The 15,002-nt window shown below is 59.2% G+C and carries 12 protein-coding genes; 4 read left to right on the forward strand and 8 right to left on the reverse strand.

The genetic code is table 11. The features are described 5' to 3' along the window. Positions 1 to 79 precede the first annotated feature (79 nt). Complete coding sequence (locus tag ABWO67_RS09035; protein ID WP_353150601.1) at positions 80 to 601, reverse strand: YqaA family protein; 522 nt, start codon at positions 599 to 601, stop codon at positions 80 to 82. A 102-nt stretch (positions 602 to 703) separates the two neighbouring features. Here ABWO67_RS09035 and ilvA point away from each other — a divergent pair, with 102 nt between their 5' ends. After that, the gene (ilvA, locus tag ABWO67_RS09040) at positions 704 to 2,212 is read left to right on the forward strand and encodes a threonine ammonia-lyase, biosynthetic (protein ID WP_353150604.1); all 1,509 of its coding nucleotides are present in this window, start codon (positions 704 to 706) and stop codon (positions 2,210 to 2,212) included. Between the two features lie 73 nt (positions 2,213 to 2,285). Beyond that, positions 2,286 to 3,746, forward strand: coding sequence for a glutamate-cysteine ligase family protein (locus ABWO67_RS09045; RefSeq protein WP_502929990.1), 1,461 nt, complete (start codon positions 2,286 to 2,288; stop codon positions 3,744 to 3,746). A gap of 23 nt (positions 3,747 to 3,769) precedes the next feature. Here the strand turns inward: ABWO67_RS09045 and ABWO67_RS09050 are convergent, their stop codons facing one another. Both ABWO67_RS09050 and ABWO67_RS09055 read right to left on the reverse strand, forming a co-directional pair. Beyond that, a complete protein-coding gene (locus tag ABWO67_RS09050) occupies positions 3,770 to 4,945 on the reverse strand; it encodes an ABC transporter substrate-binding protein (protein ID WP_353150608.1) in 1,176 nt (391 codons plus the stop codon). Beyond that, on the reverse strand, positions 4,942 to 6,963 hold the full coding sequence (locus ABWO67_RS09055) for a SpoIIE family protein phosphatase (RefSeq protein ID WP_353150610.1): 2,022 nt from the start codon (positions 6,961 to 6,963) through the stop codon (positions 4,942 to 4,944). The genes ABWO67_RS09050 and ABWO67_RS09055 overlap by 4 nt, the downstream gene beginning before the upstream one ends. A 135-nt stretch (positions 6,964 to 7,098) precedes the next feature. Between ABWO67_RS09055 and ABWO67_RS09060 the strand changes: the two genes are divergently transcribed. Then, positions 7,099 to 9,519: an MFS transporter gene (locus ABWO67_RS09060; RefSeq protein WP_353150613.1), complete on the forward strand. Its 2,421-nt coding sequence runs from the start codon at positions 7,099 to 7,101 to the stop codon at positions 9,517 to 9,519. Here the strand turns inward: ABWO67_RS09060 and alr are convergent. From alr to ABWO67_RS09075, 3 genes are read right to left on the reverse strand one after another with little or no spacing between them, the layout of a single operon-like run. Next, the gene (gene alr, locus ABWO67_RS09065; RefSeq protein WP_353150614.1) at positions 9,446 to 10,603 is read right to left on the reverse strand and encodes an alanine racemase; all 1,158 of its coding nucleotides are present in this window, start codon (positions 10,601 to 10,603) and stop codon (positions 9,446 to 9,448) included. The two genes, ABWO67_RS09060 and alr, sit on opposite strands and share 74 nt — an antisense overlap. A 4-nt stretch (positions 10,604 to 10,607) precedes the next feature. Then, entirely contained in the window at positions 10,608 to 11,048 is a 441-nt protein-coding gene (locus tag ABWO67_RS09070; RefSeq protein ID WP_353150616.1) for an ATP-binding protein, read from the reverse strand. 18 nt (positions 11,049 to 11,066) lie between these two features. Continuing rightward, complete coding sequence (locus tag ABWO67_RS09075) at positions 11,067 to 12,845, reverse strand: uracil-xanthine permease family protein (protein WP_353150618.1); 1,779 nt, start codon at positions 12,843 to 12,845, stop codon at positions 11,067 to 11,069. A 121-nt stretch (positions 12,846 to 12,966) separates the two neighbouring features. Between ABWO67_RS09075 and ABWO67_RS09080 the strand changes: the two genes are divergently transcribed. Beyond that, positions 12,967 to 13,299, forward strand: a complete 333-nt coding sequence (locus ABWO67_RS09080) for an STAS domain-containing protein (protein ID WP_353150620.1) — start codon at positions 12,967 to 12,969, stop codon at positions 13,297 to 13,299. Here ABWO67_RS09080 and ABWO67_RS09085 read toward each other — a convergent pair. Continuing rightward, positions 13,285 to 14,274, reverse strand: coding sequence for a 5-oxoprolinase subunit C family protein (locus tag ABWO67_RS09085; RefSeq protein ID WP_353150622.1), 990 nt, complete (start codon positions 14,272 to 14,274; stop codon positions 13,285 to 13,287). The genes ABWO67_RS09080 and ABWO67_RS09085 overlap by 15 nt on opposite strands. After that, positions 14,271 to 14,999 (reverse strand): 5-oxoprolinase subunit PxpB, encoded by a 729-nt coding sequence (gene pxpB, locus ABWO67_RS09090; RefSeq protein WP_353150625.1) that lies wholly within the window; start codon positions 14,997 to 14,999, stop codon positions 14,271 to 14,273. The genes ABWO67_RS09085 and pxpB overlap by 4 nt, the downstream gene beginning before the upstream one ends. Positions 15,000 to 15,002 lie beyond the last annotated feature (3 nt).

The following is a 15,002-nucleotide window of genomic DNA, read 5'->3' on the forward strand; positions in this document are numbered from 1 at the left end:
AGAGTGCAATCAATGGAAATAAGCGGAGATCAGTGAAAGCGGGCAAAAAAGCGAGATGTAAAAAACGACCAAACCGCCCTTAAGAACCCGCCGGAAAAAACCAAAGCAAAGCCCCGGTCATCACCGCATACCGCAAAAACTTCCCTATAGCCATATAAAAAACACTAGGCCAGAACGACAACCGCAGCCACCCCGCCACCACGCACAACGGATCACCAATTACCGGAACCCACGAAAAGAACAGCGCGGAAGGGCCCAGACGATGCAGCCAATAACTGACATAGTCATGCCAGCGGCCACCAGCCTTCTTATGATGCTTTTCAGGATGCTTCTCGCGCCAGTTCTCGTACGCCTTTTCAGCACCCAGCCCCATGAAGTAGCTAATAACGCCGCCCAGCGTATTGCCCAGCGTCGCTACCAGGACAGCGGGCCAGAACATATGAGGAGCAATTTTTATGAAGCCAAAGACGGCGGGCTCGGAGCCCAGCGGCAATATGGTCGCCGACACCAGACTGACGACGAAAATAGCGCTTAACCCTATGCGCGGCAACGCCAGGGTTAGAAGTAGCCAGTGTATCGACGAGTGCATCCATGCTTCCATAGCGCGCTAGTGTATCCCTGAAATGCGCAGTGCCGTTGGCGCTTACGACCTGTAACTGCTATGGTATTCTGTTCGTTTACTCAAGCTACCCCTCATCTTCCCATGTCAACAGACTATCTCAAACGTATCCTCAACTCGAAGGTATACGACGTTGCAATCGAGTCCGCCCTAGATTTTGCCCCTCAGATTTCGGCTCGAATTAATAACAAGGTTCTGTTGAAACGCGAAGATACGCAAGCGGTGTTCAGCTTCAAGCTGCGCGGAGCGTATAACAAAATGGCCAATCTAAGCCCCGCCGACTTGAAGCGCGGCGTGATCGCGGCGTCGGCGGGCAATCATGCGCAGGGCGTAGCGCTTTCGGCCAAACGCATGGGTTGCCGGGCAGTGATTGTCATGCCGGTTACCTCGCCCCAGGTGAAAATCCAGGCCGTGCGCGAACTGGGCGGGGAAGTCGTCTTGGTGGGCGATAGCTTTACCGATGCCTACGACCACGCCAAAAAATTGGAAAAAAAAGAGAAGCTGACATTCGTTCATCCCTTTGACGATCCCGATGTGATCGCCGGGCAGGGCACGGTAGCGATGGAAATTTTAAGGCAGCATACTGGGCCGATAGATGCTATTTTCGTGGCGATCGGCGGTGGTGGCCTGATTGCCGGGGTGGCAGCTTATGTCAAGCAGTTGCGGCCTGAAATCAAGATTATCGGGGTGCAAACTGTCGACTCTGACGCTATGGCACGCAGCGTCAAGGCCGGCAGGCGTCTTACGCTAAGTGATGTGGGTCTGTTTTCCGACGGCACGGCGGTCAAGCAGGTTGGGTCGGAAACCTTTAGGCTGGCCAAAGAGTATGTCGATGATTTCGTACTGGTCGACACCGACGCGATTTGTGCTGGTATCAAGGATGTATTCCAGGATACCCGCAGCGTGCTGGAACCCGCAGGTGCTTTAGCCCTGGCCGGGGCCAAGCGCTACGCCGCTGAGCACAAGTGGAAGGGCAAGACGATTGTCGCGATTACCAGCGGCGCCAACATGAATTTCGATCGTTTGCGATTTGTTGCTGAACGCGCTGATGTCGGGGAAGCACGCGAGGCGGTATTCGCGCTGACATTACCGGAAAAAAGAGGCAGTTTTTTGCGGCTTTGCGAGGCCGTGGGCAATCGCAGCGTTACTGAGTTCAATTACCGCATCTCGGATGCCGAGCAGGCCCATGTGTTTGTGGGCTTGCAAATCAACTCCGCGGCGGAGCCTGAGAAACTGGCCAACAGTTTCCGTAAAAAGGGCTTTCCTACGCTGGATCTGACCGGCAATGAAATGGCCAAGACGCATTTGCGTTATATGGTCGGCGGGCGTTCGGCGCTGGCCGAACACGAAATGTTGTTTCGCTTTGAGTTCCCCGAGCGTCCGGGAGCGTTGATAAAGTTCCTGGGTGCAATGAGCCCCGATTGGAATATCAGCCTGTTCCACTATCGCAATCAGGGCGATGATTATGGCCGTATTCTGGTCGGCATACAGGTGCCGCCAGCCGATAAAAAGGAATTCAAAGCTTTCCTGGATGGCTTGGGCTATCCGTATTGGAATGAATCCGATAACCCGGCTTACCAGCTCTTCTTGTAAACCTTCAGACCATGCCGGTGCATCGGGCGGTGCCGGGATCGCTTGCGCCGGTCAGCCACGACTCGGCCTGGAAATGGAAATGGTCGTGGCGCACGCCGAAACTGGCGCCAGTCATCCTGTTTCCCGTTATTTCGACGCCTTGGCGCGCATCAAACAAGACAGAGGTATAGCCTGCCAGCCCGTTATGCTGGCGGGTCGCTGCGTTGGCGTGCAAACGCCGATGGCAGAGTGCGGCCTGGATAACGGCTTTAATCTACTGGAAACGGCGACGGCACCGCAGGAGGGCGGCCCAGGCGGGCTGTCTCGCCTGGCTGCGGTGGCGCATCGAGAATTGGCCGACAGCCTGGATGCCTTGCAGGCAGATCGGGCTTGTGTGTTGAACGCGGCGCAGCATCCCGACGGCCCGCGAGATGCTGACTGGTATGCCCGTGTTTGCGTGCCCAGGCCCATTTATCGGGAATTGGTGGGGCACCGGGGCTGGCATCATTGGGAAGGTATCGACGCCAAGGCGCAGAACGGCGTCAACACCTCCGTGCCGGTAGCGCATGCCGCGCAATCGCTGAATATCGTGCTGGGTCTGGCGGCAGCCAGTATCGCTTTATTCGCCAATAGTCCGCTGGAATCGGGCAAGCCCACTGGTTTCAAGGAAAACCGCCTGACTATCTGGCCGCGTGTCTTCGGACCGGCAAGGTTTGCGGGGGATGCACGCCTGGCCGAATATCCCGAGCGCCCCTTCCGGGATCTTGGGGATTATTTTCGATGGATGTTTCAGCCGGGAACGGTATCGCGCAGTTTGCCGCTGGATCATCGCTATGACTATAAGTCGGCGCCAACCGTCATACTTGATGGCGATCCTTGCTTGATGGATTTTTTGCAAGCGCAGCGTTGGCCGGGGCGACGCACCGACGACGGCCAGGCGGCCGAGGTCGTGCCGCACACCTTGCACTTTGAACACTCTCAAATCGGCCAGTTTCTTGACGCACGCTGGCGTTATCGCCTGGAAACCTTGCCGCCTTTACCTGAATTGCTGGAAGCCTGGCGCCGGGATGGGGGGCTGGAGGTTTTGTTTGCCGATTGCGGTGTGGATGGTTACATAGAAGGCAGGGCGCCGGGTGCTGGCTTTGCGGATGCTTGTTTGCTGCGGGAGGCCGGTAGCGCCGTGGCGCGCAGCGTAGTGATGGCGCCTACGGCTGTGCAATTGGGGCTATTGGCCAATGCGCAGGCGGCGTGGCAATTGGTGCTGGACTGGGGGTGGGATGAGTTGGGCGTGCTTAGGCAGGCGGCGATGCGGTCGGGGCTGGAGGATCAGCGGGTCAGGGCTCTTGTCGCGGATGTGATGGCGGTGGCGCAGGCCGGGCTGTCCGAGGCAGACGGGCAGCACCTGGCGTACGCCCATTATGTTTTACAGTCGGGCCGCAGCGGCGCCGATCGCCTGCTGGAAACCTGGCGTCGTGTCGCCGCTTGTGAGGATCGCCTCGCACGACTGTTGCCGGAACATGCCGTGCTGCACCCGGACAGGTTCGGCGGCCTATAGTCTGCCGGCCAAAGTACAAGAGGCTATTTGCCTTCGTAGACCTCGTCGGCGGCAAGCAAGATATCAACGGGTGGATCGAACCCGATGATGCGCGCAGTGGATAGATTCAGGGCGATTTTTGGTGGATCTATCCATATCTGGCTAAGCTGGCGCGGCTTTGCGCCGTTGAAGATACGGGCCATGGTTTCGGCATGGAACAGCCCCACATAAGAAATGTCCGCACGCGCCAGGCTCAGCAGTATGCCTAGTTCGACTTCTTTGGAGCCCGCCATTGAAAAACTGGGTATTTTGGCCTGTTTGAGGGCTTGCGCGATTTCTGGCAAGGACTGGCTGTTTACACCACGGTGTGAGGTGACATAGATAGCATCGACATGTTCGTCGGCCAGTTTCTGGTAGCACCGCACGGCGTTGGCATTGGCTGCTACGGCGGAAATGCTGCTGGAAGGGGCATGGCAGCTGGTAATCGTAAAGCCCAGTTCTTGGCTTACCTGTTGGACGGCACTTATGCCCGCATAAGTGCGCCCTGCAACACTGTCTTCATAAACAATGCCCAGGGTCTTGAATGGCACAATCTCGTGGAATAGCCGCAGTTGGCGCTGATAGCGCTCGGGTTCGACGCGCGCATGCAGCAGATCCCGGCCGCTGTCTTGTGCGCTATCGGCGATGCCGGCGGCCACCGGGTCGCTGGTCGAGCCGACTATGGTTGGAACAGGTGGCCCCAGTGTACGCATATCCTGCCCCGCCCACGTGCCCATGGCGATTATCAGGTCGATATCCGCCTTTTCCTTGATGCGTTGCGCGATCGCGGCGCGCATAGGCTCGCGCTGGCTAGCATCGAAATTTCCGGGCTGCCAATAGGCGTCGGCCTTGAACTGCAGTTGGGCGCTTTCAGTATTTGCCGCCAGCCAGTTCCATAGCTCGCGGCCAGCGAGACCTTCCGGTCGCTCGGAGGTGAAGCGCAGCCAACCCAGGCTTTGCAAGCCGTCGGCGATTTCCCCCAGCGTAAGCGGATAGTCGGCATAGTCGCCGCTTTCCACATAGGCTATGCGCCATTTTGCACCGCCGGGCTTGCTGATCGGTGTAGTGGGAAACACTTGCGTAGGCGGCGATGATGAACCGGGATCCGCCTGGGCTTGGGATAGCGCAGGGGCAAGCAGGCTGGCGGCGGCCAATAATACAGGTGCAAGGTGTCGGATCATGGCGTAGCCCTTTTGGCGGCGATCAGGGTAATGTCGTCGGACTGTTCTGTTTGCTGGACGAATTCATGGACGTCTTGCAGCAAAGTAGTGGTCAGTGTCTGGCTGGAGGCCTGTTGCAAACCCGCCAGCCGTGCGAACAATCGCGGTTCGCCGTACAGGCTGCCGTCGGGCCCCACGGCTTCTGTGATGCCATCCGTATAACCCAGCAGGATTTCGCCTGGGGCCAGCCGCGTCGAGAATGACTTGTAAGGCAGGTCTTCCTGTACGCCGCAGGCCGGGCCGCTGCGCCCTTCAAGCAGGCGCAGGCTGCCATCGGTTTGCACAATGCAAAGAGGAGGGTGGCCGCCGTTGGCCCAGTCCAAGTCCCCGGTTGCCAAATCCAGTACACCCAGCACCAGCGTGACGAACATCACGTTGGGATTGTTTTCGGAGAGACGGTTATTGACGCGCTCCATTAACCGGGCGGGGTCGGTTTCGTCCTCGGCCGAAGCTCGGATCAGGGTGCGTGTGACGGCCATGAAAAGGGCGGCGGGTACGCCCTTGTCCGACACATCGCCGATGGCAAAGCACAGCCTGCCGTCAGGCAAGAGGAAGTAGTCATAGAGATCGCCGCCCACCTCTTTGGCGGGAATCATGGTGGCGTAGAGATCGACCTTTTCCAGCACGTTTCGGGGCAAGGGGATAGGCAACAGACCCATTTGTATGTCGCGGGCGATATTCAGTTCGCTTTCAAAGCGCTGCCGGCTGGATGTTTCGCGCATCAGGCTGGCGATCTTCTCTCGCAGCTGCTGGTCCATGAAAATGAAGGTGGCGGCCAGGCGTCCCACTTCGTCGGGCTGTTTGTGGGGCAAGCGCGCGATATGTCCGGGAATGGGGCTCGCGCGGCTCAAGTCCTGTTCCGGCAATGCCCTGGCGAAATCGCTAAGCTGTTGCAAAGGCCGTGTAAGCCGCGCGGACAAAGCCCAGGCGATGGCCAGCGATACCAGCAATACCGCCAAAAACACCCAGACAAGTCGATTGCGCAGTTCGGTGGCGGCGCTGGTGAGGTCTTTGGCGGGAACGGCTGCGACGATGGTCCAGCCCAGCGGCTTGAACTGCACTGCACTGATCTGCCACGCGCCTTTGCCTTGTATTGGATGGAAGTCCAGCGTGCCGATGTCGCCATTGGCGGGAGTCTGGCGCAGCAGTTGGCGCAGCGTTTGCTTGCTGCTTGTCTCTTGTGCATCGAGCAGGCCGGCATGTGCTGACGGCAAGGGCGACAGCAACTGGTCGTCTCCCTTAATGATGAAGGCAAAACCGGACTTGGCCAGTCGCAGCGATCCTAGTACGTCGCTGATTGACGCTTCCATTTCATTGCGGCGCTGGTCGAATTGGGTCACGATACCGCGTGCATCGTCGGTAATCGCAAACGCCCAGTCCCAGGGCTCGAAGTATCCGAAGTAGGCGTAGCGCAATTCGTTCTTGGGGGCCGAGCCGGATGCGGGCCAGCGGTAAATGGCAAAGCTTTGGCCTGTGGTGCGCGCTTCCTGGTGTGCCGTGGCGGCAAGCCCATGCCCTTTGAAGTCCTTCAGGTCGGCAAGGCTTTGCCCTCGCATTTCTGGCCTGCCGCTGGCCAGGGTGATCAGGTTGCGGTCAAACACAAAGCTGTAGCGCTGTTGACTAGTGGGTAAGTTGTTGATCCACTCGAGCGCCAGGCGCTGGGCCGCAGCGGTGCTCAGCGTGCCGTTCTCTACTTGGCGGGCGTGGGTGGCGAACACGGAATTGATGGTGGCACTTAACTGCACCAATTGGCCGCGCGCCGTGCGTACTGTCGAAATTTTGTCTGTAAGCAGCCCGCCCCAGCGGGCCTCGCTATCAGCGACAAGCAAGTGCAATACGTTGTGTACGGCCAGTTCTTCGCTGGCGATGACGGTGCGCGTCATATCGCGCTGCGTGATCAGCAGGACGACGACCGCGCCCATGAACAGGGTGAGTCCGACCAATAAGAAAATTTTGCTGCGCAGGGATGTCAAACGCATAAACGGACGCTCTGATGGACAAGGGAATGCGCCAGACATCGGCGAGAGACGCGTGCTTTTGCTATGAATTGTAATTTACTATTGCGAGTTGAGTTCTGCCGTGGCGCAGGGCCAGGCTTCCAGGGCGTTAGCGTTATGAAAAACCAGACGGTTCACAAGGTGGCGGCGCGGCGGCGGCCAGCGCGCGATATCTTGTTGGCTTGCATGTTGGTGTTGCTGCTTGCGCAGGGGTTGATAGGCGCGTTAAGCCTGTCGGCCCTGAATCGCCTGGTGGCAGACAACACGGCAGAACGTGTGGAATTGATGGCGCGGCAAACCTCAGACCATATCCAGACGGGAATGGACTTGGGCAAGCCGCTTGCGCAGTTCTTCGGCTTGGCCGGATTGCTGGACGCTTTGCAGGCCCGTATTCCCGATATGCGGGGCGCCAGCGTGGTTCTGGCCGATGGTCGCGTGCTGGCCGCGATGGGTACGCCGTTGCCGTCTGAAGCGTTGCTTGAAGGCTTGCGATCAAAAACAGGCCGCTTGTCGGGCGCGGTGCAGCGCCGAGTTGGCGATGCCTTGCAGCTTGCCCTGCCGCTGGACCAGGACGACAGCGCTCTGATCGGGGCGCTGGTGCTCGATGTGCAGCCGCAAGGGCTGCGGCAGAATGCGTTGCTGGCCGATAACCTGGGCGTGCTGGCCGTAACGACAGCCGGCGCGGCACTGTTGCTGCTGCTGATCTTTCGTTATGTATTGCCTTTGCATCAATTGGCAGCGGCCGGCAAGGCAAGGATGGCGGCGCCTTTGTTGATATTGCTGCTGGCGCAGGGCGTATATGCCGCGTATACGATACAAACATTTCGCGATACCTGGGTCGGTGTAACCCACGAAAACGCGCGGCTATTGGGAGAAGGTCTGCAGCGCGATCTGAACCGAGTGCTGGGTTATGGAATCGCCCCTGACCGGTTGCGCGGTGTGGAACGGCCAATGGCGCGACTCGCAAGATCATTTCCGTTGATCAGTGTGTTGCGTTTGCAGGATGCCCAGGGCGAGGTGTTGGTGCAGGCCGATGCGCGTGGTGCATTGGCGCAGCAGGCCACTCGCAGTGACGACCCCGGAAATGAGTTGTCTTTTCCGTTGCGTGCGAAGCCGGACGGGCCGGTGCTTGCCAGCCTGGTGCTAGTGCTCGACAAAGACAGTATCGCTGCAGGGGTTAGGGCGCGGATCATGGACGCGGCCACGGTGGTCGTGGTGGCGCTGGTGGCGGCCATCGAGTTGCTGCTGCTATTGACCTTGCTGATGGACAGGGCTTTTTCGGTTCGCCAGCAAACTGCGGAAGGCGATATCAGCGGCCTGGACGACCCTTCGCGCGTGGGGCAGGTGGTAAGGCCTGTTATGTTCGGTTTCTTGTTCGCGATGGCATTGCCGCTGAGCTTTCTGCCTATCTTTGCGCGGGCGTTGTTGCCTGATGGCGGCGGGGCGGGGGCCGAGTTGTTGATGGCCGTGCCGATAGCCGTGGAGATGGGTTGCGGGTTGCTGACCGCTTTGCTGGCGGGACGTTTGACTGACAGGCGGGGATGGCAGACGCCGGTATTGGCCGGCTTGATGGTGTCGGTGTTGGGCAACCTGGCGTGCGCCGGCGTTGGCAGCCTGACCGGCCTGATTGTGGCGCGAGCGTTGGTTGGCCTGGGGTATGGGCTGACGTGGATGGGCTTGCAGGGCTTTATCGTGACACGCAGCCCTGCTGCGTATCGCGGACGCAATATGGCCACGGTGATTGCCGGTTTGTTTGCGGGACACTTGTCGGGCGCCGCGGTAGGCGCGATGTTGATGCAGCAGCTAGGGTTCGACTCGGTCTTTTTGATTGGTGCGGGTTTGCTGTGTTTGCCTGCTATTGGCGTACTGACGTTGATGTGGCCTTACCGCCGGGCAGGCAACGCTACAGCCATTGTGCCGGCGGCTTCGTCTTCGCGCTCTTGGGCCAAGCTGCGGCAATTGCTGTTTACACGCGACTTTGGTTTGTTGTTAATGGGTTGTGTCATTCCGTTTTCCATTGCGCAGGTGGGTTTGTTGACTTATGCGCTTCCTTTGTACATGGAGGCTTATGGCGCCACGGCCGGCAGCGTCGGGCGCATTCTGATGTTGTATGGCCTGTTTGTGATTTATGTAGGGCCTTACACGGGCCGGCTGGCTGATCACAGTGGCAGCAAGAAGAGCTGGATCGTGGCTGGCGGCGTGATAGGCAGTGTGGGATTGCTCAGTTTATATTTCGCCAGCGGTATATGGGCGGCCGCTGTGGCTGTTGTTTTACTTGCCTTGGCCAGTTGTTTCGCGGGCGGAGCCCAGACCGCTTATATGCTGGGTTTGAATCGGGTGCAGGATTACGGTGCGGCCGGTGCGACCAGTGTTATGCGAGCGGCAGACAAGTTCGGCCAGATGCTGGGGCCATTGATGGTGGGAGGCCTGTTTGCTTCAGTGGGGATTTCTGGGGGCCTGGCAATTACTGGTGGCGTTTATCTGGCTGCGACGCTGGCGTTTCTGGTGTTTGCGCCACGCGCGGCACACGCGCGGTAAGGCCTGTCAACAACTGGGGAGCGATGGTTGCGGCCGCTAATGCGACGTTTTCTACAGGGAGTTCGGGGCGCCCCCACAAGGTCACCTGATGGCCTGGCACGATATGTGGATGCTGGTCTAGATTGATGCTTAGCGTATCCATGGATACGCGACCGACTATGCCTGCCATGCCGCCCGGAACATGGACCGGGCAGCCCAAGGTCGCGGCGCGGGGGTAGCCGTCGGCATAGCCGCATTGCACCAGTCCTATCCGCAAAGGGCGTTCGGCTCGGAAAGTGCTGCCATAACCGACGCTATCGCCGGCTTGCAGTTCCTGTATGCCATAAATGGGCGCCTGGAAAGCCATGGCAGGCTTTAATCCCAACGCGGCGCCGTCTAAACCCGGCAGTGGGCTGACGCCATACAAGGCAAGTCCCACGCGTAGCCAGTCCGTGTTTGCAGCAGCCCGCGCAGATAACAACAGGGCTGCGGAGTTTTCGGTGCTGACCGGGCCGGGCAAGCCGATGGTCAGTTGTGCAAATAATTGCCGCTCGGCAGCCAGTTGTTCTGGATCTTCGGCGTTCGCATAGTGCTGAAAGTGCCCGATCCCGCCTAATCGCCCCGCAGCCGACAGGGCTTGCAGCCTTGCATACGCCGGCCGATAGTGGTGGGCTTGAAAGCCAGCATGGTGCAAGTTGCCGGTGAAGCGCAGCCATACGTGCGGCTGGAGGACGCTCGCTAGACTTTCCAGCTGATTGATTTGCCCTTCATGCTCGACCACCCAATGCAAGGGGTACAACGCGGGGTCGCTTAATTCGTCGCGGGTGAGTTGTTGGTCGCCCATAATGAGTATGGGTTTGGACCATCCTAACTGGCGGCAGCGATAGGCTTCAGACGCCGACAATACGGCCAGGCCGTCTGCAGCTTGCAGGGCCGGCACAGCGTGTTCCAGACCATGACCATAAGCATCGGCTTTCACAATAGCCCAGATTCGTGGGGACCTGCCTGTTTTTTCCAGGCCCATCCTATGCTGGAGGGTTTGCAGGTTGTGAGCGATGGCTTGCCGGTCAATATGCGCGCAAGCCCCGTGGCGGAGTGGTTGCATGGAATTAGTTGGTGCCGGAATCCGGGGCGGCAGTCAGGCGCAAATGATTTTGTCCATCGCCGCGCCGGTATTGAATGTCTTGCAGATAATGCCGCATCAGGCGCAGGCCATGCCCGCCTGCCGTGGCATCGTCAAGCGATGTCGCCAGTTGCGGCGATTGGCTCTGCGTAGGGTCAAAGGGTGCGCCATTGTCGACGATGTCCAGCGCGAGCAAGGCGCCGTCGGCCTCTACCGATAGCGCGATGCGGGCTTCTTTGGCCGGGCTGGGTTCATTCTGAAAGCCATACATCAATATATTGGTGAGTGCTTCATCCAGGCATAAACCCAATTTAAAGGCTGTGCGCGGGTGCCATTGCTGTTGCTCCGCGACCGATTCCAGCCAGGCGAGCGCTCGTGGCAAGGCGTCTGGTCCGGGTGTCAGCGACAAGGAGGCAAGTGGCGGCATCGATGTAAAGGTTAGCGGCTAATGGTCGAAGTGTAACCGGAGGTAGGAGTAATCGCCTTGTTTACCGCTGCTGAGTTTGTCGGCCAGCCGTCTGAGTAAGGTGTGCGAGACACTGGACATAGCCGTTTCCAGGGCCTGGGCGAAAGCGTCGTCGTCTATGTCCAGCAGATTAGCCGGCGATTTGGACGGGTTCCCGGCTAATACGAGCGGCGGCCCGCGATGTAGCAGTTCGAAATCCAGGTTGAATTCATCGAAGCTGCCACGTATCTCGAAAACTTTGCGATCGACACCTCCCGCCTGGATGGCTTCGGCGGCTTCCATGACGGCTTGCGCTGCCCGACGCACAGCATCGCGGCGCGCGCTCCAGGTAGCGCCATGGCTTTCCACAAAATCGACAACTTGTTGCGTAACGGGTGGGCTGTCGCTGGCAATAGCAAGGACGAGCGCGGCGCGTTGCGACGTGCCCAGGCGAAAGCACAGGTTCAGGGTGATGGCGGTGATCCCCGCGACGATAATCCCGTTTTTGGCCAGGAACTGGGCGGATTCGGGTGCCATTTGCGCAATGCCGGGTAAGAACATAATGCCCATGCCCGCCACAAAAGACAGGCCGACCATGAAAATGCCGCGCGAATCCAGGGCGCGCGAAGCGATAAGCTCGATGCCCGAGACCACCAGGTAGGCAGCCGCATAAATTTCCACTGCGCCGATGACGGGTGTGGGGATCAGCGTCAGCGCGAGCGATACCTGAGGCAGGAACGCAAACAGCGCCAGGATGGCGGCGGTGACCAGGCCTATCCAGCGCGACGTGGAGCGGCTGATGTGGCTCAGTGCAATATTGGCCGATGACGTGACACTGGGGTAGGCGCCCAGCCAGGCTCCAAGCAGGTTGCCCAGGCCGTTGGCCCGTATGCCGCCGCCCACCATGCGCATGTTTGCCCGTTTCCAATCGCTGTCGTCCATTTTCTGCATCAAAACGACGCTGCCGAAGGTGTCTAGTTGCGACATCAGGGCAAGTATTGCAACGGCAATCAACAGGCCCGGATCCACAGCGAAGACCGGCATGGGGATGCGGGGCAGTCCGAATATCGGCGTGGTGGCCAGCGCATCAAGACCATGCAGCCGGCCCAGGATGGCCGCCAGCACGACCCCGGTGGCAAGACCCGCCAACAGTGCGAACAGCTTTGCGCGTCGGCCCCCCCAGATAGACAGGGATATGATGACCAGCAGGGTGGCGCCGCCGATTAGCGCGTCTCCGGGATGCAGCATACCGCCAGGCGCGTCCAGTCCGGTCACGTGGGTCAGGGCGGGGGCGATAAGCGACAGCCCTGCTACACAGACCACCACGCCGGCAACGGTAGGCGGCAATACTGCCCGCAAGCGCGGCACCAGATAGCTGGCGCTTAACGTCATGGCGCCGTTGACCAGTCCTACGACGACCATGCCGCCCATCCCGTATTCGGCTGCGACCATGCCTGAAATGACAACCAACAGGGGATCGGGGATATGCACCAGCAAAGTACCGGATCCCAGCCGTCCTCCCCAGGATTGGAAGAAGGTGGCCAGCGCCATCCCGATAATGGTCGCCGTGATCATGCTGCGTGTGGCGTCGCCGTCAAGGCCGGATATCTTGGCTGTGGCCAGCACATAGGCGATAAGCGCCAATGCGGTCGCAGCATGTTGAAATGCCAGTCCCCCCAGCGCGATGCCCGGCGGTTTTTCCGATGCGGCATAGGCTAGGTCGGGCGGCCTTTTCACGACAGGCGTGGCGGGCAGTTTTATTCTTGAAAAGATAGCCATGTATAGTCGATGAAAGCTCGGTAGACCTATGGTGTGCCGATTTTGTCGCGTATCATATTATCTAGATACTAATTGATAACGCTTGCTAAAAGCACCCTTTTTTCTCTTCTACGGTTGTCCCATGAGTCTCTCTAGCGAAAAAATCGGAAAAATACTGGTCGTTTCCACTGCTGGCCAAATTAATAGCGCCAATGCGGCAGAATTGGAATCCGAGCTCCTGGCTTTGGTCGAACAGGGAGAACACCGGTGGGTGCTGGATATGGGGCGTCTCGACTATATTTCCAGCGCTGGTTTGCGTGTCGTTTTGCTGCTGGCTAAACGCCTGAAAGAAAAGGCAGGCCGGTTGGTATTGTGCAGCTTGCAGCCCCATGTTCACGAAGTGTTCGACATTAGCGGCTTTCTTGCCATACTTACCGTCGTCGATACCCGCGCCGAAGCCCTAGCCCTGGAGTAAGGCGCGCAAGGGCGCCAAAGCCTGATGCAGCTGCCTGAACGCTGCTTCGCGCTGGTTGTCCAGTTGTTGTGCCTGCGCCAGCGTGGTCTCGGTAAAACGCAAGGTTTCCCCGGGCATGCATTGTGCAATGATGGGTAAGTCGACCGTGGCGGCGTGTGCGATTTTTGCATAGCCTCCGGTGGTCTGACGATCAGCCATCAAGATAATGGGGTTTCCGTCTTGCGGAACCTGGATGCTGCCGAAGCTGGTGGCTTCCGATAGCAACTGGGTAGTGCTTTTCAATGACAGTCGGGCGCCGTCAAGGCGGTAGCCCATGCGTTCGGACTGCGCGCTGATGCGATAGCTGTGGGTAAAGAAATCGTTGATCGATGCATCGGTAAACAACGCAGTGTGCTCGCCGCGCATCGCACGGATAGTGGTTCTGGATGCCAGGCCAAGAATAGCCGGCAAATACACCTTTATGTTCCAGATATCTTGCTCGAGCTCATCCAGCATATGGCCGTCAAGCGAGCGACGCATGGTCAGGATGTCGTCTTTTTTTAGCGCGCGGCCTTTGAACCCGCCGAAGCCGCCGCGCAAATACGTGCTGCGGCTGGACATTACCATCGGCAAGTCTATGCCGCCGTTCCAGGCGATATAGGCGCGCAAGCCCGCGATGCGCGGGCCGAAAGCCAGGGTGTCGCCTGCGCGGACGACCAGCGGGCGGTTGTTGGGCACGGGTTTCTGGTTGAGCGTCGGGCTTAGTTGTGCACCGCTGATGGCGATACAGCCGGGTGCTTCAAAGCGCAGTGTGGGTCCCGCCAGCGTGACTTCCAGCGTGGCTTCTTCTTCCGGATTGCCTGCCAGCAGGTTCGCCAGCCGATGGGCGCGGCAGTCCATGGCGCCGCTTGCCGATACACCTAGATGTTGGTAACCAAAGCGCCCCAGATCCTGGAAGCTGGACAGCAGGCCTGGCTTGAGAACGATGATGCTCATGTGCGGACGCGCCTGGCGGCAAGGAATGCTTGCTGGTCGATGGGGACGAACCTGACGGTGTCGCCAGGCGCCAACAGGGTTGCGGGCTCCTGGTCGGGGTCGAACAGAACCAAGGGCGTAGCGCCGATGATGTGCCAGCCGCCGGGAGAGGTGTTCGGATAGATCATCGTCTGTAGATTGGCGATGGCAACCGACCCGGCAGGGACATCGGTGCGTGGCGTGCTGCGCCTGCCTATGGCCAGTTTCGGGTCGTGAACGCCGATGTAGGGCGCGCCAGGGGCGAAGCCCAGCATAAACACATAGGCGGTGCTTCCGCTGTGCAAGCGTATGACGTCTGCTTCGGATAGTTTGCAGTGCTGGGCCACATGGGCCAGATCGGGCCCATACTGGCCGCCATAGCAGACGGGAATGTCTATTTGCCGGGAGGCGGCGATGTTGGCACCCTGGACGAGCGCGTTGGCCAATACCTTGTCGATGTCGCCCGCCATACGCTCGAAGCCGATGGCGGCGTCGAACAGGCGAGGCTGAAAGTGCAGGGCCACGGAATTGAAGGTCGAGACAATGTCGCTGACCCCCGTGATATTCGCCGCCCGCAGTGCATTGGCCGCGGTAGCGCACTGATGTCCTATTTCCACATTGATCTGGTCACCGAAGACCACGATTACGCTGCGGTCGCCTTGCGGCACGATCTTCCAGGACGAGGCGTTGTCTTGTGGAAAGGGCATGTG

Origin of the sequence: Pollutimonas bauzanensis (genome assembly GCF_040393045.1) — a bacterium.
GTDB classification, from domain to species: Bacteria; Pseudomonadota; Gammaproteobacteria; order Burkholderiales; family Burkholderiaceae_B; genus Pollutimonas; species Pollutimonas bauzanensis_A.